Annotated in this window: 14 protein-coding genes; 9 read left to right on the top strand and 5 right to left on the bottom strand. The window is 74.3% G+C overall.

Features of this window, described 5'->3' with window-relative positions:
• Window positions 1-52: 52 nt before the first annotated feature.
• From AR3_RS12195 to AR3_RS12185, 3 genes are read left to right on the top strand one after another with little or no spacing between them, the layout of a single operon-like run.
• Window positions 53-1,378, top strand: coding sequence for a lipopolysaccharide biosynthesis protein (locus AR3_RS12195; RefSeq protein ID WP_067913204.1), 1,326 nt, complete (start codon window positions 53-55; stop codon window positions 1,376-1,378).
• Window positions 1,379-1,382: 4 nt separating this feature from the next.
• Window positions 1,383-2,240, top strand: a complete 858-nt coding sequence (locus AR3_RS12190; protein WP_067913201.1) for a sugar transferase — start codon at window positions 1,383-1,385, stop codon at window positions 2,238-2,240.
• Window positions 2,241-2,271: 31 nt separating this feature from the next.
• Window positions 2,272-3,186, top strand: a complete 915-nt coding sequence (locus AR3_RS12185) for a hypothetical protein (RefSeq protein ID WP_067913198.1) — start codon at window positions 2,272-2,274, stop codon at window positions 3,184-3,186.
• Between the two features lie 39 nt (window positions 3,187-3,225).
• Here AR3_RS12185 and AR3_RS30480 read toward each other — a convergent pair whose 3' ends face one another.
• Together AR3_RS30480 and AR3_RS12180 are read right to left on the bottom strand one after the other, a co-directional pair.
• Window positions 3,226-3,417, bottom strand: a complete 192-nt coding sequence (locus AR3_RS30480) for a hypothetical protein (protein ID WP_106258116.1) — start codon at window positions 3,415-3,417, stop codon at window positions 3,226-3,228.
• Between the two features lie 249 nt (window positions 3,418-3,666).
• The gene (locus AR3_RS12180; RefSeq protein ID WP_067913195.1) at window positions 3,667-5,232 is read right to left on the bottom strand and encodes a Rieske 2Fe-2S domain-containing protein; all 1,566 of its coding nucleotides are present in this window, start codon (window positions 5,230-5,232) and stop codon (window positions 3,667-3,669) included.
• 255 nt (window positions 5,233-5,487) lie between these two features.
• Here AR3_RS12180 and AR3_RS12175 point away from each other — a divergent pair, with 255 nt between their 5' ends.
• The 5 genes from AR3_RS12175 to AR3_RS12155 all read left to right on the top strand — a co-directional run bounded on the left by AR3_RS12175 (window position 5,488) and on the right by AR3_RS12155 (window position 9,947).
• Window positions 5,488-6,348 (top strand): ATP-binding protein, encoded by an 861-nt coding sequence (locus AR3_RS12175; protein WP_067913192.1) that lies wholly within the window; start codon window positions 5,488-5,490, stop codon window positions 6,346-6,348.
• On the top strand, window positions 6,345-7,001 hold the full coding sequence (locus tag AR3_RS12170) for a LuxR C-terminal-related transcriptional regulator (protein WP_067913189.1): 657 nt from the start codon (window positions 6,345-6,347) through the stop codon (window positions 6,999-7,001). The genes AR3_RS12175 and AR3_RS12170 overlap by 4 nt, the downstream gene beginning before the upstream one ends.
• Window positions 7,002-7,117: 116 nt before the next feature.
• Window positions 7,118-8,539 (top strand): sensor histidine kinase, encoded by a 1,422-nt coding sequence (locus AR3_RS12165; protein ID WP_146150159.1) that lies wholly within the window; start codon window positions 7,118-7,120, stop codon window positions 8,537-8,539.
• Window positions 8,536-9,201: a response regulator transcription factor gene (locus tag AR3_RS12160; protein ID WP_067913183.1), complete on the top strand. Its 666-nt coding sequence runs from the start codon at window positions 8,536-8,538 to the stop codon at window positions 9,199-9,201. The genes AR3_RS12165 and AR3_RS12160 overlap by 4 nt, the downstream gene beginning before the upstream one ends.
• 104 nt (window positions 9,202-9,305) lie before the next feature.
• The gene (locus AR3_RS12155) at window positions 9,306-9,947 is read left to right on the top strand and encodes a response regulator (protein WP_067913180.1); all 642 of its coding nucleotides are present in this window, start codon (window positions 9,306-9,308) and stop codon (window positions 9,945-9,947) included.
• A 71-nt stretch (window positions 9,948-10,018) separates the two neighbouring features.
• Here the strand turns inward: AR3_RS12155 and AR3_RS12150 are convergent, their stop codons facing one another.
• From AR3_RS12150 to AR3_RS32150, 3 genes are all read right to left on the bottom strand, one after another.
• Window positions 10,019-11,401, bottom strand: a complete 1,383-nt coding sequence (locus AR3_RS12150) for a serine/threonine-protein kinase (protein ID WP_067913177.1) — start codon at window positions 11,399-11,401, stop codon at window positions 10,019-10,021.
• Window positions 11,402-11,504: 103 nt separating this feature from the next.
• A complete protein-coding gene (locus tag AR3_RS12145; RefSeq protein ID WP_067913174.1) occupies window positions 11,505-13,187 on the bottom strand; it encodes a serine/threonine-protein kinase in 1,683 nt (560 codons plus the stop codon).
• Between the two features lie 135 nt (window positions 13,188-13,322).
• Window positions 13,323-15,287, bottom strand: a complete 1,965-nt coding sequence (locus AR3_RS32150) for a serine/threonine-protein kinase (protein WP_227022937.1) — start codon at window positions 15,285-15,287, stop codon at window positions 13,323-13,325.
• A 375-nt stretch (window positions 15,288-15,662) separates the two neighbouring features.
• Here AR3_RS32150 and lysX point away from each other — a divergent pair, with 375 nt between their 5' ends.
• Window positions 15,663-18,950 carry a bifunctional lysylphosphatidylglycerol synthetase/lysine--tRNA ligase LysX gene (lysX, locus tag AR3_RS12135; protein ID WP_174545443.1) on the top strand — a complete coding sequence of 1,096 codons (3,288 nt, stop codon included), beginning with the start codon at window positions 15,663-15,665 and terminating at the stop codon, window positions 18,948-18,950.
• Window positions 18,951-18,964: the final 14 nt, after the last annotated feature.

Below are 18,964 nucleotides of genomic sequence, written 5' to 3'. Positions count from 1 at the left end.
CCCCGGCCGCGCCCGGTCCCGCCGGTCCGCGGGCGCACCGGGAGGGAGCGCGATGAGCGGGGCCCGTCCCAGGCCCGCGTCCCGGGCGGCCGCCCCCGCGCCCGCCGCGCGGCGCACCGTCACGGGCAGGGTGCTGGCGCTGATGGCGGGGAACATGGCCGGACGCGTCGGCGCGCTCGCCTCGCTCGGCCTGGCCACGGTGCTGGTCGCGCGGATCGGCGGGCCGGCGCTCGTCGGCGCGTTCACGCTGGTGCGGATCCTGCCCGCCCTGATCTGCCACCTGGCGGGCGCCGGGCTGCCGGTCGCCGCGCCGTACTTCCTGGCGGGCCGCGAGCACGACGGGACGCGGGTGCGTCCCACCCTGGTCTGGCTGACCGTCGCCGGCGCGGCGCTCAGCGGTCTGGTCTGGCTGACCGCCGGGCCGCTGCTGCACCGGGTCTTCTTCGCCGCGTTCCCGTACTGGGTGACGCTGGCGGCCACCGCGCCCTGCGTGACGCAGGGGTTCGTGTCGGTCGGCAAGGGCCTGCTGCAGGGCGGCGACGACCTGCGCGGCGCCAACCTGGCGATCGCCGTCGAGGAGTTCGTGTTCCTGCCCTTCTACCTGCTGGTCCTCGTCGCCTGGCACGGTCCGGGCGCGCTGATCACGGCGCTGGTGCTGGCGGACGTCGCGGCGGCCGCGTGGATCGGCGCGCGGCTCGCCCGCCGCGGCTTCTTCCGCGGGTGGGGCCGCTTCGACCCGCGGCTGGCCCGCAGCATGGTCGGGTACGGCTACCGCGGCTACCTCGGCCAGCTCATCGACCTGCTGCAGCTGCGGTTCGACATGGCGCTGCTGGGCGGGCTGGCCGGGCCGAAGGCGCTCGGCGTCTACACGGTCGCCAGCAAGTTCGCCGAGCTGGTGCAGCTGCCCGGCCTCGCCGTCAACTACGTGCTGTATCCCGACTTCGCCCGGGAGGACCGGGCCGAGGCGATCCGGCGCACCCGCCGCCTGATCCTGCCGGCGCTCGGCGTGTCGGTCGCGGCCGCGCTGCCGCTGGCGCTGGTCGCGGGCACCGCGCTGCCGTGGGTGTTCGGGGACGTGTTCGCCGACGCGGTGACGCCCACCCACATCCGCCTGGCCGGGGTCGCCACGTTCGGCGTCACCGGGCTGGTCATGGCGTGCCTGTACGGGGTGGGGCGGCCGGGGGCCGCGTCCATGGGCCAGGCCGTGGGCCTGGCGGTCGTGGTCGCGTGCGGCTCGCTGCTCATCCCGCGCTACGAGGCGGTCGGCGCCGCCGTCGCCACCTCCGTGTCGTTCGTCGCCACCACCGCGGCGCTGCTGGCGTGGTTCGTCCGCGTCCAGCGGACCGCCGGTCACGAGGGAATCACAGGGAAGAGGTGACCGCATGCCGGTCTCGGAAGGCGGGCTCGTGGCCCGTCCGGTCGACCCGTCCGACGGCATCCCGCCGTCGCGCGCCCGCCGGCTCCTGGACGTCGTCGGCGCGGCGGCGGGTCTGGTGCTGCTGTGCGTGCCCATGGCGGTGCTGTACCTGCTGGTGCGCGCGACCAGCCGCGGGCCCGGGTTCTTCCGGCAGGTCAGGGTCGGGCAGGGCGGACGTCCGTTCACCATGTACAAGTTCCGCACCATGCGGCGGGACGCCGGGGGGCTCACGGTGACCGCCGAGCACGACCCGCGCGTGACGCGCCTGGGCCGGCTGCTGCGCAAGTGGTCGCTGGACGAGCTGCCGCAGCTGGTCAACGTGCTGCGCGGGGACATGACGCTGGTCGGTCCGCGTCCGGAGACCTACGAGCTGGCGGTGTACTACGACCCGGCGCACCGGTGGGTGTTCGACCACCGTCCCGGCATGACGGGCTTCGCGCAGGTCCACCTGCCCGACTACGACCTGTTGACCCCCGGCCGGGAGGTCGACCTCGCCGAGTACATCGAGCGGGTCGTGCCGACGCGCGCCGCCATCGACGCGCTGTACCTGCGGGAGCCGACGCTGCGCGCCACCCTGCGGACGCTCGCGGACACCGCCCGGCTGGTCCTGCGTCTGCCGCTCGCTCCCCCGCCCGAGGTCAGGGCGATCGTGAGCGGCGTGACCGCCGACGCCGCGACACCGCACGCCGCGCGGGCGGGCGTCGCACGGTCCGATGCCGCGGAAACCGGTGACGCGCCATCGCATGACACCGGGTCCGCTGTCACGGGAACACCGATGGTGAAGGTCCGCCGACCTGCCGGAGACTCCGGTTCGGCGGCCTGACGGCGTCGGAGCAAGTCCTCGGGAGCGCGCGATGGGCGTCGGGTTCAAGGTCTGGGCGGCGGTGGCGGCGCTGGCGGCGGCGCTGTCCGCGGCGCTGGTCGTGGTGCACGCGCGGCGCGGCCCGTCCGACGACGGGCCGTACCAGGGGCCGCCCGCCGCCCCCGGCCGTCCCGCCACCCGGCCCGGCGCCACCCGGCACATCGCCCTCAACGCCGAGCCGGACGACTTCCCGCGCCTGCGCGCGCTCGGCTACGACCTGGTCGACGTCCACCCGGACGACTGGTCGCTCAGCCGGGTCCCGGACGGCATGCAGGCGCTGCTGTGGGTCGGCAATACCACGTGCGGGCCGTTCGAGCTGCCGTTCGAGGAGTTCGCCGCGACCGTGCGGCGCCTGGCCCGGCACCCGAAGGTGTACGGGTGGTACCTGTCCGACGAGCCGAACCCCGGCGAGTGCCCGGAGGTGGCCGGGGAGATCCGCCGCCGCGCCGACCACATCCGGCGGCACGCGCCCGGACAGGTCTCCTTCGTGTCGCTCACCGACTGGCAGCCGATGCGCGCGGTCGCCCCCGCCCGGACCGGCGTCGACCTCGTCGGGCTGGACCCCTACCCGTGCGAACGCAAGCGCCCCGGCTGCGACATCGGCCAGATCGACCGCATGGTCCGCATGGCCGACGAGGCCGGGATCCCGCGCCGGGTGATCGTCCCGGTGTTCCAGACGTTCGGGCAGAGCTGCACCGACGGCACGTACCGGTTCCGCCTGCCGACCGAGGCGCAGCTGCGCGCCATTCTTCAGCGCTGGTACCGGCTGGCGCCGAATCCGCCCATGGACATCTCGTACTCGTGGGGCCGGCAGCGCGAATGGGCCTGCCCCACTCTCGCCGACGCCGACGGCCGGGGCGGACTCCCCGACCTGCAGTCGGTCATGAAGGAGCACAACGCCCGCTGACGTCGGCGCGGGTCGCGCGGAGTGGCCGGCGGACGGGTCTCAGCGGCCGCCGCCGCCCGCCTGGTCGGCCACCGCCTGGCCCGTGGGCAGCGGCAGCTCGAACGCGCCGAGCTGCAGCGCCGCGGCCTCCAGCCCCACCACGACCAGCGCCAACGCGGCGATCAGCAGACCCAGCCGACGGCGGGGCATCCGCCGCATCGCGCGCGCCGCCATGTCGATACGGCGCCCCATCGCACCAAGCCCGCGCACTCGTTCCCCCCAGCACCCACAACCCTGTCAAGCAGGGAAAAACCCTACACTTTGCATGATCGACCCGCATGCGAATGATGCGGACGCACGGGATCGTCACGCGGTGACGACCGTTCCGCCTTCGTCGTCCTGATCGTCCAACGCGTCGCCGGGGCGCCGAGTGCCCGGCGGACGCGCCGACGTGGAGCGCGGACGCGCGGCCGGCCCGCCGCGACCCCGCGGAGGCCGGGGTCACGGCAGGGGCCGACTGGTGAGGTTGGTGGAACGGGCGTTGACGCACTCGCCGGTGGCGAGGTCGAAGACGAAGTTGTGGGCCAGGCAGTGCAGCCGGCCGTCGCTGACGACCGCGCCGACGGAGAGGTCCTCGCCGGCGTGCGGGCAGTAGCGCGGGATGTCGTAGGAGCGGCCGTCGCATTCGACGACGATGCGCTCGGACTCGTCGCGGCCCGTCTCGTACTCCTCGACGGCGCGCAGCGCCGGGGCGTTGGCGTGCTTGAGCAGCCCGACCAGATGGTCGTTGTAGACGTCGGGGTCGCGGTAGAGGCTGAGCCGGAAGGAGATGAACAGGTCCTCCCAGGCGATGCGGCCGTCGAGCACCCCGTCCACCCAGCGCCCCGCGGTGGTGATGCGGTAGTGCGGGCGGACGTCGGGGGAGGCGTCGTCCACCGTCACCCCCTCGGGCGCGAACCGCACGTCCCACACCCCGCCGTGGGGACCGGTGATGTCGAACCGGACGGTCATGGCGATGCGCCGCAGGAAGTACTCGTTGAGCCCGCCGAGGTGGCGCATGTGGGCCGCGAACCGGTCGGCCAGGCCGGGGCCGGGCTCGGGGAGCTCGGCGACCGCCTGCTCGATCAGCGGGGCGCGGTCGGCGGCGTACCGCGCCAGGTAGCCGGGCCGGAACGCGTCGTCGTAGGAGAACTCGGCCGACACCGGGTCGCGGGCGATCTCCCCGGTGTCCAGGTCGAGGACGTCGCCGGGCTTGAAGTGGTCCCAGCGCTGGGCGGGCAGGTGCTCGCGCAGCCACTCGACGGACGCCTCGGGGTCGCAGAACGCGCCGTCCCGCCGGTCCAGCACCCAGTTGAGCGGGGCGACCTCGTCGTCCAGGAAGCACGGCGGCCCGGCGAACGGCACGGCCAGCTCCGGCCCGGTCTGCCGGACCAGGCGCTGGACGGCGCGCAGCTTGGACACCCGCTTCTCCATCGACACCCGGGCCATCTCGTCGGGCGGGTACTCGTAGCAGATCGGATGCCAGGACGCCCCGGAGGTCTGCACCGCCATCAGCTCCAGACGGCCCCCGGCCAGGTGCTTGGCCCGCCGCGCCTGCGCCGCGGTCAGCCGGGCGTCGTTGCAGTTCAGCACCGCGCGGCCGTCCGCCACGATGAGAAAGGCGGCGTCGTGGCACATCGGCGACAACTCGGGAATCGCGGTGATCCAGGAACCGCGATTGTCCAACGGGAATTGCTCCCAGGGTTCGAGTTCTATGACCTGGCGGGACCCGGCGGCGCGCCGCATCCGATCGCGGAAGGCCGGTCCGGGATAGCGCGGAATGAGGATGCGGGTGCGCTCGGACAGCCGTTCGATGACCCAGGGGTCGAAGTGATCGAGATGTTCGTGGGAGACGGCGACCCAGTCGGCCTCCAGCAGTCCGGAAACGTCGAGATGATCGTTTCTCGGATACTGGTGCCACGACCCCAGAAAGGCTCCGGTGGGGGCCAGCCACGGGTCCGCGAGCAGGAGGAACGCCCTCGCCTGGACCGCCAGTCCGGCGTGTCCGAGAAAAGTGATCGTCGCCATGCGGCGATTGTCTGCGTCCGCCGCGGGGGCCGCACCCGCCGATATGCGCATCCCGTCTACGCCGAAGGGAGGAAATAATGGCGGCGCGGCTAGGGCAATCGCCTCTGCGACTCTCCATCAATAAACCTGGTTTACCCAATCTTTAACATGTCCGCTTCCGGTCAGCGCCTGGTCGGTTGCGGCCAATTGACTGGACATCGCGACGGGCCGCGGGTGACGGTCGTTTGGGTGCTGAAAAACGGGACGGGGGTCCTTATGAACGACGGGCAGGTTCGGTCGTCCCCGACGGAACGGGCGCGGTCGGCGGCGCGGTGCGCGGGGACCGCACCGCTCGCCGACGCCGACGGGCCGCCCGCCGCGGACCTGCGGCGGCGCCGGCTGCGCCACGACATCCGCCACGGCCTGGGCACCATCATCATGCTGGCGTCGGCCGTGGCGGTCGCCGACGACGTCGGCGCCGCGAGCCGCGCCCGCGTCGAGCAGCTGCTCGGCGAGACCCGCTGGCTGGACCACCTGCTGCGGCGGCTGGAGGCCGCCGACGACAACGACGACGACAACGACGACAACGACGCGGCGCACGGCGCGCCGCCCGAGCCCGCCCCGGAGCCCATCCGGGTGGACGAGCTGGCCGCCGAGGCCGTCACCGGTATACGCCTGGCCACCTCGCACCGCGTCCTGTTCGACGGCCGGGAGGCGTGGGCGCGCGCGGATCCGGTGGCGCTGTGGCGGGCCCTGCGCAATGTCCTGGACAACGCGTGCCGGATGGCGGAGGGCCGCGTCGAGGTGCGGGTGGAGGCCGCGCACGGCTGGGTGGTCGTCCAGGTGGACGACGACGGCCCCGGTTTCGGCGGGTACGGCGGCGCGGCCGCGGACCCGCCGCGGCACGGGGCCGAACCGGGACGCTCGCCGCTGGGGCTGGGCATCGTGCACGACATCGTGTCCGGCCACGGCGGCGCCCTGGAGATCCGCACCTGTGAGATGGGCGGCGCCCGCGTCCGCCTGCTGCTTCCCGCGGCGCCGCCCGCGCGGGCCGCCGCCTCCGCCGCCGTGTCCTCCGCTGTGTCCTCCACTGTGTCCTCCGCTGTGTCCGCCGACGCGGGACGGGCGCGCCCATGAGGGTCATCGTGTGCGACGACCACGCGATGTTCGCCGACTCGCTGTCGCTGGTGCTGGCCGACGCCGGGCACGTCGTGGTGGGCGTGGCCTACTCGCCGCCGGAGCTGCTGCCGGTGCTGCGCACCCGCGACGCCGACGTGTGCCTGGTCGACCTGCGGTTCCCCCAGGGCGACGCGCTGCAGTGGATGCCCCGCCTGCTGCGCGCGGCGCCGCGCACGCGGTTCGTCGTCCTCACCGGCTACCTGGACCGGTCCGTGCTGGACGCGGCGCTGGCGGCCGGCGTGCACGGGGTCGCGCACAAGGGCCGTCCGACGGGCGACATCCTCGCCGTGCTGCAGCGGGTCGCCGCGGGCGAGACCGTGGTCGACCAGGCCGTGGCGCGCGGCGGCGCCGAGGGCGCCCGGCCGCGCGGCCCGGCGCAGCAGGCGGCGCGGTTCCTCACCCCGCGCGAACGCGAGGTGCTCACCCGGCTCGCCCGGGGCGAGTCGACGCAGACGCTCGCCAAGGCCATGGGCGTGACCCGCAGCACCGCCCGCAGCCACGTGCAGAGCGTGCTGAGCAAACTGGGCGTGCACTCGCAGCGGGAGGCGGTGATCGAGGCGGCGCGGCACGGGCTGGTGAGCGTCGAGACCGGCGAGTGGCTGGCGGGCTGACGCGGCCGGACCTCCAGGGGGCGGGCTGCCCGGGGGACGGCTACACCGCACGGAGTACGGGCGATCCCTCCCGCGAGCCGATGACCCGCCGCCCGGCCCCGGCATAACCTGCAGGAATGAGCACTACCGCGGGGGGCGCACACATCCGGCCGCACCCGCCGTCGCACCCGCCGTCGCCGTCGCGGTGGCCGGTGTGGGTGGTGCCGCTGTTACTGGCGATCTTCCAGGTCGGCGGCTCCTTCGGCGCGCAGGGCGGAGGCGGCGGCAGGGGTCCGCAGGGAGGTCCGTGGGGCGACCCGCATCCGTTCGGGAACGGGCACGACTACCCGTTCCAGTACCTGGACGGCTTCGGCGTGGCGCTGCTTCTGGCGGGTCCGGCGATGCTGCTGCTGCGGCGCCGCCGTCCCGTCCTCACCCTGGCCGTGGTCGGCGTGATCACCGGGCTGTACTTCCTGCGCGCCTACACCATGGGCCCGGCGCCGGTCGCGATGGCCGTGGCGCTGCTCAACGCCGTGGTGGCGGGCCACCGCGTGATCGCCTGGGGCGGCGCGGGCGCCGCCGTCGCCGGATACTTCACCCTCACCGCGTTCATCGGCGTCCCGCTGGAGCGGCGCGGCCAGGGCGACCGGCTGTTCCCGGTGGAGCAGCCTAGCCTTGGCACCGTCACGTTCACGGTGGCCTGGGCGCTGGTGGTGCTGACCGCCGCCGAACTGATCCGCATGCGCGGGCAGAAGCTGGCCGCGGCCGCCCGCACCCGCGCCGAGGAGGAGAAGCGGCAGGCGAGCGAGGAGCGGCTGCGCATCGCCCGGGAGCTGCACGACGTCCTCGCGCACAACATCTCGATGATCAACGTGCAGGCGGGCGTGGCGCTGCACCTGATCGACGGGGATCCCGGGCCGTCCGGGACGGCGGCGGCGCGCACCGCGCTGACGGCGATCAAGGAGGCCAGCAAGGAGGCGCTCACCGAGATGCGCTCGGTGATCGGCGTGCTGCGCGCGGAGGGCGAGAGCGCGCCGCGCTCCCCCACCGCCGGGCTGGACCGGCTGGAGGAGCTGCTGGACCGGGCCCGCTCGGCCGGGCTGGACGTCCGCGCCGAGATCACCGGCGAGCGGCGGCCGCTGCCCGCGGGCACCGACCTGGCCGCCTATCGGATCGTCCAGGAGTCGCTGACCAACGTGTCGCGGCACGCCGGGCCCGGCCCGGTGACCGTGCGGGTCGCCCTCGACTACGGCGAGCGCGAGATCCGCGTGCGGGTCGAGGACGACGGCCGGGGGGTGTCCCTGCTGGACGACCACGCGGGCGGCAGCGGCATCCGCGGCATGCGGGAGCGCGCCGCGGCGCTCGGCGGGACGTTCGCGGCGGGCCCGGGGCCGAGCGGAGGGTTCCGCGTCCGTGCGACACTGCCCATCACCGAGGAGCCCGCTCCGGCCCGCCCCGCCGGCGGGGACGCCGCGCCCGACCCGCGGGCCGCCGCGCCCGCGGACGGCCCCGCCGCCGCCGACGACCGCCGACCGGACACCCCAGGGAGTGCCGAGTGATCAGAGTCGTGCTCGCCGACGACCAGGTGCTCGTCCGCGCCGGCTTCCGCGCCCTGCTGTCCGCCCAGCCCGACATCGAGGTGGTCGGGGAGGCCGGGGACGGCGAGGAGGCCGTGGACGCCGCGCGGCGGCTGCGCCCCGACGTCGTGCTCATGGACATCCGGATGCCGCGCCTGGACGGCCTGGCCGCGACCAAGCGGATCTGCTCCGACGAGCGGCTCGACGGGGTGCGCATCGTCATCCTCACCACCTTCGAGCTGGACGAGTACGTCTTCGAGGCGCTGCGCAACGGCGCGTCGGGCTTCCTGGTCAAGGACACCGAGCCGGTCGAGCTGATCCACGCGGTGCGGGCGGTGGCGGCCGGGGACGCGCTGCTGTCGCCCAGCGTCACCCGGCGGCTGATCGCCGAGTTCGCCGCCCGCGCCAAGGAGCCGGCCCCCTCGTCGCGGCTGAACGTGCTCACCGACCGCGAGCGCGAGGTCATGGCGCTCGTCGGCGAGGGCCTGAGCAACGAGGAGATCGCCGAGCGGTTGGTGGTGAGCCCGGCGACCGCCAAGACGCACGTCAGCCGCACCATGGTGAAGCTCGGCGCGCGCGACCGCGCCCAGCTCGTCGTGCTCGCCTACGAATCGGGACTTGTCAAACCCGGCTGGCTGCCCTAGAAATTCTCAATCTGTGCCGATTTCATGTCCGACGCGAGCTGTCCGAACGGCGTACGGACATGACAGGGTTGGACGCGATCGTCCCGCCGGGTTGAGGGAGTCAGGTGACGCACGCCACGAAAATCCTGGCCGTCGACGACCGCGAGGAGAACCTGGTCGCCCTCGCGGCGGTGCTCGACGCGCTGCCGGTCGAGGTGGTGCCGGTCTCGTCCGGTCAGGCCGCCCTCAAGGAGCTGCTGAACGACGATTTCGCGTTGATCCTGCTCGATGTCGTCATGCCGGACATGGACGGGTTCGAGACGGCCGCGCACATCAAGTCCCGGCCCCGCACCCGCGACATCCCGATCATCTTCCTGACCGCGGCGGGCTCGGCCGAGGAGCAGGTGTACCGCGGCTACCAGCTCGGCGCCGTCGACTACGTGACCAAGCCGTTCGACCCGTGGCTGCTGCGCGCCAAGGTGCAGGTCTTCGTCGAGCTGCACCGCCGCCACATGGGGCTGCGCCGGCAGGCCGAGCTGCTGCGCCGGGCCGTGGCCGGCGGCGATCCCGCGACCGGTGAGGGCGACCGGCTGCTGCGGTCGCTGGGCGAGCGGCTGGCCCGCGTGGAGGAGGACGTGGCGCGGCTGCGCTCCCGCCGCGGCGGCGCCGCGGTCGAGGACGAGGACCTCGACCGCCTGGACGGCCACGTCGCCGATCTGCGCGAGGCCCTCGACGCCCTCTTCCCCTCCGACCAGCCGCCGCCTTGACTTCCGGCAGCGACGCGCCGTCCCGACGCCCTGTCCCGTGGTCGGGCCCGACGCCGGGTCCCGGCGCGGTTCTAGCCGCCGGTGAGCTCGCCCTGCAGGAGGTACGCCCCGACCAGCACGGCGGCGACCACCACGAGCACCACTGTGACGAACACCGCCGTGCGCAGCCGTTCGCGTCCGCCGTCACGTCCCGGACCGGAGGACGGCTGCCAGCGCGGGTAGCTGTCGCCGGGCCGCTCCCACGGCTCCGGCGTCACGGGCGGCCGCCGCGGCCGGACCCAGTCGCCGTCCAGCACCGTGCGCACACCCGGGTCCCCGCCGCCGGACGGCCGGGAGGCGCCGGACGGGCGCCCCGCGTCCGCCGGGCGCGCCGCGCCCGGGCCGTACGGCGCCGAGTCGGTGTCGGGACGGGTCGGCACCTCGATCCCGGCCGAGTCGAGCACCGTCTCCTCGGCGCCGTGCCGCGCCGGAGCCGGAACCGACGCGGCGCCGAACCGTTTCACCGGCTCGTCGACGATCGTCTCGTCGACCACCGTCTCGTCGGCGCGCCGCGCCGCGGACGCGCGGGGGGACGCATGCGGAGACGCGGGCGGAGGCACGGGCGGGGACGCGGGCCGGGGGGCGGGCACCCGCGGCGCCGGCCGGGTCGAGGCGACCCTGGTGAGCAGCGGTATCGCCTGCTCCGCGGTCATCCGCTGCGCCGGTTCGCGGGCCAGCAGCCCGTCCAGCACCGGCGCGAGCGGCCCCGCGTTGCGCGGCGGCGGCACCGGCTCGCTCAACGCGGCGGCCAGCGACGACATCGCGCCCGACCGCTCGAAGGGAGAGTGCCCCTCCACCGCCGCGTACAGCGTGGCGCCCAGCGACCACAGGTCCGAGGCGGGCACGGCGCGCTCGCCGCGCGCCCGCTCCGGCGGGATGTACGCGGGCGAGCCCATGACCAGCCCGGTCTGGGTGAGGGCGGAGTCGCCCTCGGCCTGCGCGATGCCGAAGTCGGTCAGCACGACCCGGCCGGAGTCGGTGATCAGCACGTTGCTGGGCTTGACGTCGCGGTGCAGGATGCCCTTCTCGTGCGCGGCGCGCAGCGCCGACAGCGTCTGCAGGCCGATCTCGGCGACCCGGTACGGCGGCAGCGGCCCCTGTTCGATGAGGTCCTGCAGGGAGCGGGCGCGCACCAGCTCCATCACGATCCACGGCCGCCCGGACTCCTGCACCACGTCGTGCACGGTGACCACGCACGGATGGTTGAGCCGGGCCGACGCCCGCGCCTCCCGGAACGTCCGCTCGTACAGCACGTCGCGCTCGGCCGCGGTCAACCCGGGCGGCAGCACCACTTCCTTGATCGCGACGTCGCGGTCCAGCATGACGTCATGGGCCCGCCATACCGTGCCCATGCCGCCCCGGCCCACCACCTCCTCGAGCCGGTAGCGGTCGGCCAGCAGTTGACCCTCTCCCATGACCTCATGGTCCCCCGTCGCGCCGCACGCCGCATCGGGCCCGCACCCGACGCGCACGTCGCGGACATGTGTGGTTCCGGGACGCCTCAGGTCGTCCCGACGTTCATCGCACCCCCGTCGGGCGGAACGTGTCGAGGACATTGTTCACGGTTCCCCGGTATTCGTTCCACCGCGAAGCCGGAACCGCGACGAACACCGCGTACGCCCGCCCGCCGGCGTTCACGCCGCGGTCCACCCCGCGCATGCGGCCGCCCGCGTCGAAGACGAACTCCAGATCGGCCGCCGGGTGCCCGGCCACGGCGGTGCGGCGCAGGGCGATGCGGCGGTATCCGGGCGGGCTGTTCTTGGCGATGACCTCCTTCTCCCACTGCTCCCAGTGGGCAACCGGGTCGCCCGGCCACGGGGTGCGGTCCACCTGGACGTACGCGCCGGTCGCCGGGTCGTTCCAGTACGTGCTCGCGCCGCGCTCTGTGCGCGTCCACCCGACCGGGACGGCGAGCGTGTAGCCGGGGCCGCTCACCGTGCGGAACCCCGGCGGAGGCTCGGGCGGCGTCGAATCCGGCGCGGACCCGGTCGCGTCGGTCGCGGACGGGGTCGCGGAGGGCGTCTGCGGGCCGGGCGAGTTCACCATCGGGTTCGCGGAGGGCCGGGCGAGCGGGCCGCTCGCGGCGCCGGTCGGGCGGTCCGGAGGCGTGTCGGCGCTTCCGCCGTCGGGCCACAGGACGACCGCGACGGCGACCGCGGCGGCCGCCACCGCGACCACGGCCCCGGCGACCAGCGGCACCAGCCGCCGACCGCGCTTCGGCGCCCCGGCGCCCGGGGACGCGGCGTCCTGCGGCGACCACGCCTGGCCGCCGTCGGCGAACCGCGCGGTGGCGTCCGCGGCCGGGACCGTCGCGGACACGGCGGTGCCCGCCGGCGCGGTCGCGACGGGGTCGACGACCGTCGCGCCGGCCGCCACCTGCGCCAGCAGCGGCTCGGCCTGTTCGGCGGTCATCCGCGCGGCCGGGTCGCGTTCCAGCAGGCCCCGCAGCACCGGCGCCAGCGGCCCGGCGTTGCGCGGCGGGGGCGGCTCCTCGGTCATGATGGCCGCCAGGACGGCCATGGCGTCGGGACGCTGGTGCGGCGGCCGGCCCTCGCACGCCGCGTACAGGGTGGCGCCCAGCGACCACAGGTCCGACGCGGGCGTGGCGCGCTCGCCGCGCACCCGCTCGGGCGCCATGTACGCGGGCGAGCCCACCAGCAGGCCGGTCTTGGTGAGCGTGGCGTCGCCCACCACCTGCGCGATGCCGAAGTCGGTCAGCACCGCCCGGCCGTCGTCGGCGACCAGCACGTTGGCGGGCTTGATGTCGCGGTGCAGGATGCCCGCGCCGTGCGCGGCCCGCAGCGCGGACACGATCTGCCGTCCGACCTCCGCCGCCCGCTCCGGCGGCAGCGGGCCGTCCTCGTCGACCAGGTCCTGCAGGGACCGCGCGCGCAGCAGCTCCATGACGATCCACGGGCGGTCGTCCTCGTCCACGACGTCGTGGACGGTCACCACGCCGGGGTGGTTGAGCCGGGCCGACGCGCGCGCCTCGCGCAGCGTCCGGACGTGCCGCTCGCGCCGCTCCTCCTCGCTCACCGCGGCGTGCAGCACGACCTCCTTCACCGCGACGTCGCGGTCGAGCGTCTCGTCACGGGCCCGCCAGACGGTGCCCATGCCGCCGTGCCCGACCGCCGACAGCAACCGGTAGCGTCCGGCCAGCAGTCGGGCTCCGCCCGATCCCGTGTTGTCCCCCTGCGACATGTGTGGCGACACTACCGATCTTTGTTGACGAATCCGCTCGAATCGCTGGAATCTCGAATCGCTGGAATCGAATCGCTGGAGTACGGCCGTAAGCGGGCGCGCAGCCCGTTGGAGCGATCCGAGCGGTCCGGGCGGTCAGTCGTCGGACTCGAACTTCTCGTAGACGGGGGCGAGCTCGGCGAACGTGCGGGCCCACGCGTCGTCCGGCGCCACGAGCAGGATCGCGAAGCCCATGCCGTCCATGACGAACCCGCGGTTCAGCGCGTGCATGCGCCCCGACTTGCCGTCGTAGGTCCACTCCCAGTCGGCGGCGTCGGCGCCCGACGGGTCGCTGACCGGCTCCCCGTCCGCCACCGGCGCGATCTTGATCTCCCGGTAGCCGGGGAACCGGCCGCGCGCCTGCGGCGCGAACCGCCGCCAGTCCTCCAGCGCGCTCTCGTTCGGGTCGGAGGTCTGGTCGATCTGGATGTAGCCCTCGCCGCTCGGCGGGGTGAAGAACACGCTGCTGGGCGACGAGCTGCGCCGTTCGGGCCCCTTCCAGTCCGCGGGGATCGCGGTGGAGAAGTTCTTGCCGCGGTACAGCCGGAACCCGGCCGGAACGCCGGACTCGGCCGTCGGCGCGGCCGGCGACGAGGAGGTCGGGGCGGACGTCGCGGCGGACGTCCCCGGCGCCGACTTGACCTGCACGGAGGCGGACGGCGCCGGCGGCTGCGTGGTCCCGCTCTTCGTGGCGCGCCGGTTGTCGTCGCCGGCCTTGGCCAGGGCGTATCCGGCGATGCCGACCAGCACGATGACCACCAGGATGAGCGCGATCAGCACGCCGCGGCCGACCGTCGGCGGACGGCGCGCGGCCGCGGTCGGCGGGGCGCCGTCCGCGGTCAGCGTCCCGGACGCCGGACCCGCCGACGCGGGGTGCGCGCCCGCCTCGTCGAGGGCGGGGCCCAGCCGGGTCGGCGCCGCGCCCTCCGCCGACCTCGGGTCGGTCGCCGGGGCGCCCTGGTTCCACGCGTGCGGCCGGGTCTCCAGCGCCGACGGCTCGCCGGGGTCGCCCTCGCCGGACGGCTCGGCGCCGCGCGGCGGTTCGTCGTACAGGTCGCCGTAGGGGTCCGAAGAAGAGTCGGCGTACGGCCGTCCCGTGCCGTACGCCTCGTCCACCGCGGTGCCGGCCGGGTCGTCCGCGGCCGGTCCGGCCCCGTCTCCGGGCGGCCGGTTCCGCCCGAGCGTCTCGCCCAGCGGAACCTCGACCGCGACGGTGCGCTGGGCGTCGACGGTCTCCTGGCGGACGATGTCGTCCAGCAGCGCGCCCGCCTCGATGGCGTCCATGCGCTGCTCGGGGTTCTTGCGCAGCAGCCCCTCGATCACCGGGGCCAGCGGGCCGGCGTTCGCGGGCGGCTCGGGGTCCTCGGAGATGACGGCCACCAGCGCGGCCATCGGCTCTTGGCGTTCGAACGGCGACTTGCCGTCCAGCATCGCGTAGAGCGTGACGCCGAGCGACCACAGGTCGGAGGCGGGCCCGGCGCGGCGGCCACGCGCCCGCTCCGGGGCGATGTAGGCGGGCGAGCCCATGACGAGCCCGGTCTGGGTGAGGGTGGCGTCGCCGGCCGCGGTGGCGATGCCGAAGTCGGTGAGCACGGCGCGGTCGCCGCGGCTGACCAGCACGTTGGACGGCTTGACGTCGCGGTGCAGCACCCCGGCCTCGTGCGCGGTGTGCAGCGCGGCCAGCATCTGGCGGCCCAGCTCGGCGGCGCGGCGGGGCTCCAGCGGCCCCTCGGTCTTGATGATCTGGTCGAGCGACGGCGCCCGGAGCAGCTCCATGATGATCCAGGGCCGGTCGTCCTCTTCGACCACGTCGTAGACGGTGATGACCCCGGGATGCCCCAGTCGGGCCGCGGTGCGCGCCTCACGGAACGTGCGCTTGTGCTGGAGGGCGCGTTCCTCGTCGGTGAGACCATGCGGGAGGATGACCTCCTTCACCGCCACGTCACGCCCGAGGACCTCATCGTGCGCATGCCAGACCGTGCCCATGCCGCCGCGGCCAACCGGGGTCACCAGTCGGTAACGGCGGGCGAGCAACCGCTCCCCGGTGGTCTCATTCGGCATATCGGCGACCATATCGACTTTTGCGGACAACCTTGGACCCGACGCGGCGGCCGGACCCCCACGAGGTAGGACGTCCGCCGCGCCCGCGAAGTTCGCAGCGATCACGGGTGGATCTGCTGACATGCGGCCGCGGGCGTGTCGCGGCGCGCGACACAGACACACGGACGCAGACGCACGGACGCAGACGCAGGGACGCAGGCGCACGGACGCAGACGCACGGACGCAGCCACACGGACAGAGACGCACGAACACACTCGCAGAGGACAGAGTCCCAACCCACAGAGGCGCAACGCGCGGCGGACAGGCGTGAAGGCGTCGCAGCCGGTACAAAAGAAGGCGCTGCATGGTCGGCAGCATGGTCGCGATGGGAGCAGCATGACGGACAAGGGCCTGCCCGGTGCGTGGCGGAGCCTGATCGAGTCGGTGCCCACGGTGTTCTTCTGGTACACCCGGCTGTCGGGCATCTTGTCGATCGTCTCGTGGCTCTCGTCCGACCTCATCCTGCGGATCGCCGACATCTGGGCGCTGCGCTGGATCTACTACCTCGGGCTGTCGCCCAGCCTGCCGCTCGGCCTGCTCTACATCCTGCTGTCGATGGGGATCCGGCGGCGCAAGAAGGCCGCCTGGCGGATCCTCATGGTGCTGTTCGGGCTGTACGCGGCGTACACGGTGCTGATCCTCATCGCCGTGGTGCTCGACCCGGCCGAGCCGACCGCCGGCGGCGAGATCGTCACCGCGGCGGCGTACTGCGCCGTGCTCGGCCTGCTCGTCGCGGCGCGCGGGCAGTTCACCACGCTGCCCGACCGGGCCAACCGGCGCCTGGCCGCGATCGTGTTCTCCGGGTGGCTGGCGGTCAGCGGCGGCATCGGCGCGCTGCTGGTCACCGTCACCGACCGGGACGCGGCCGGCGGCTGGTGGACCCACCCGGTCTACGTGGTGCTGCAGACGGTGCTCGGCGCGGGCCTGACCGGCGGCGACCTGGACGTGGACGTGCCCGGCTGGGTCGACACCATCATCGGCGTGCTCGGCACCGGCCTGCTCATCATCACGTTCTGGGCGATGTTCCGGCCGGGACGGCGCGATCCGGTGCTCAGCGCCGAGGAGGAGCTGGCCGCGCGCAGGCTGCTGGCCGAGTACGGCGACCAGGACTCGCTCGGCTACTTCGCGCTCCGCCGGGACAAGGACGTCATCGTGGCGCCCAACGGCAAGGCCGCCATCGCCTACCGGGTGGAGGGCGCGGTGTCGCTGGCCAGCGGCGACCCGCTGGGCGATCCCGAGTCCTGGGACCAGGCGATCGAGGCGTGGCTGCGCGAGTGCCGGGCGCACGCGTGGATCCCCGGCGCGGTCAGCGTGGGCGAGCGCGCCGCGCACGCCTACCGGCGGCACGGCTTCACCGCGCTGGAGCTCGGCGACGAGGCCATCATCGACCTGACCGAGTTCAACCTCGACGGCCGCGAGATGCGGCAGGTCCGGCAGGCCGTGCGGCGGGTGGAGCGGGCCGGGTACACGGTGCGGATCCGCCGGCACTCGCAGATCCCCGACGCGGAGATGGCCGACCTGATCCGCAGCGCCGACGCCTGGCGCGGCGAGGAGACCGAGCGCGGGTTCTCCATGGCGCTGGGGCGCCTCGGCGACCCGACCGACGGCCGCTGCGTGATGGTGGAGGCGTTCGACGCCGAGGGGAGGCTGCGCGGCCTGCTCAGCTTCGTCCCGTGGGGCCGCACCGGCCTGTCGCTGGACCTGATGCGCCGCGACCGCACCGCCGAGAACGGGCTGAACGAGTACATGGTCGCCAAGCTGGCCGAGAAGGTGGCCTCGCTCGGCGCCCAGCACCTGTCGCTGAACTTCGCGATGCTGCGGTCGGCGTTCGAACGCGGGTCGCAGATCGGCGCCGGACCCGTGGCGCGGCTGTACTACCGGTTCCTGTCGTTCGCGTCGAAGTTCTGGCAGCTGGAATCGCTGTACCTGGCCAACGCCAAGTACATGCCGGAGTGGCGGCCGCGGTTCATCTGCTACGAGCAGAACCGCGACCTGGTGCGGCTCGGGCTGGCGTACGCGCGCGCCGAGGGGTTCCTGCCGAACCTCAACCGGCCCAAGCTGGAGCGCGCCGCCCGCACCGTGCCGCCGCCGGACGTCGTCGCCAAGATCCAGGAGATCGAGGAGGCGGCGCAGACGCCCCGCCCGCCGCAGCGCCGGCTGTCGGAGCAGGAGCGGGTGCGGCACGCCAAGCTCGACCTCATCCGCGCCGAGGGCATGGACCCCTACCCGCTCGGGTTCGCGCGCACCGACCACGCGGCCGAGATCCGCGCCCGCTTCCCGGACCTGCCGCCGGACGCGCGCACCGGCGAGCGGGTCGCCGTCGCCGGACGGGTGGTGCTGGCCCGCGAGCACGGCCGCCTGGTGTTCGTGACGCTGCGCGACGAGACCGGCGACCTGCAGGTCATGCTGGCCGAGGACGCGGTCGGCGCCGAGGCGCTGCGGCGCTGGAAGTCCCTGGTGGACCTCGGCGACCTGGTCGGGGTGACCGGCGAGGTCGTCACCTCCCGCACCGGGGAGCTGTCGGTGCTGGCCGCGTCGTGGACCATGACCGCCAAGTGCCTGCGGCCGCTGCCCAACAAGCGCACCGGCCTGGCCGACCCCGAGGCGCGGGTCCGGCAGCGGTACGTCGACTTCATCGTCAACGACGAGGCCCGCCGGATGCTGCGGATGCGCGGCGACGCGGTGGCCGCCGTCCGCGACGCGCTGCGCGAGCGCGGCTTCCTGGAAGTCGAGACGCCGATGCTGCAGCCCATCCACGGCGGCGCGGCGGCCCGCCCGTTCACCACCCGCATCAACGCCTACAACATGCAGCTGTACCTGCGGATCGCGCCGGAGCTGTACCTCAAGCGGCTGCTGGTCGGCGGGGTCGGCAAGGTCTTCGAGCTGAACCGCAACTTCCGCAACGAGGGCGTGTCCAACAAGCACAACCCCGAGTTCACGATGCTGGAGGCGTACGAGCCGTACGGCGACTACGACTCCATGGCGGTGCTGACGCGGGAGCTGGTGCTGGCGGCGGCCAAGGCCGCGCTCGGCACGACGACGGTGGTGCGCGACGGCGTCGAGTGCGACCTGGCCGAGCCGTGGCGGGAGATCACCGTGTACGGGTCGGTGTCGCGGGCGCTCGGCGAGGAGATCACCCCGGACACCCCGCGGCGGGCCGTGCGCGACCTCGCCGAGAAGGCGGGCGTCAGCGTCGACCCCGGCTGGGGCCAGGGCAAGATCGTGCAGGAGCTGTTCGAGGCGCTGGTGGAGGAGACGCTGGACGCGCCCACGTTCGTCCGCGACTACCCGGCCGAGACCTCGCCGCTGACCCGGCCGCACCGCGACGACCCGCGGCTGGCCGAGAAGTGGGACCTCATCGTGTTCGGCCTGGAGCTGGGCACGGCGTACTCGGAGCTCATCGACCCGATCCTGCAGCGGCGGCGGCTCACCGAGCAGTCGCTGCAGGCCGCGGGCGGCGACCCGGAGGCCATGGAGCTGGACGAGGACTTCCTGCGCGCCCTGGAGTACGCGATGCCGCCCGCCGGGGGCATGGGCATGGGCATCGACCGGCTGCTCATCACGTTGACCGGCAAGAGCATCCGGGAGACGATCCCGTTCCCGCTCGTCCGGCCGGGGTCGTAGCGGCCGTCGCGGGC

This window comes from Actinomadura rubrobrunea NBRC 15275 (assembly GCF_001552235.1).
GTDB classification, from domain to species: domain Bacteria; phylum Actinomycetota; class Actinomycetes; order Streptosporangiales; family Streptosporangiaceae; genus Spirillospora; species Spirillospora viridilutea.
This window is presented reverse-complemented; position numbering and strand designations above follow the sequence as displayed.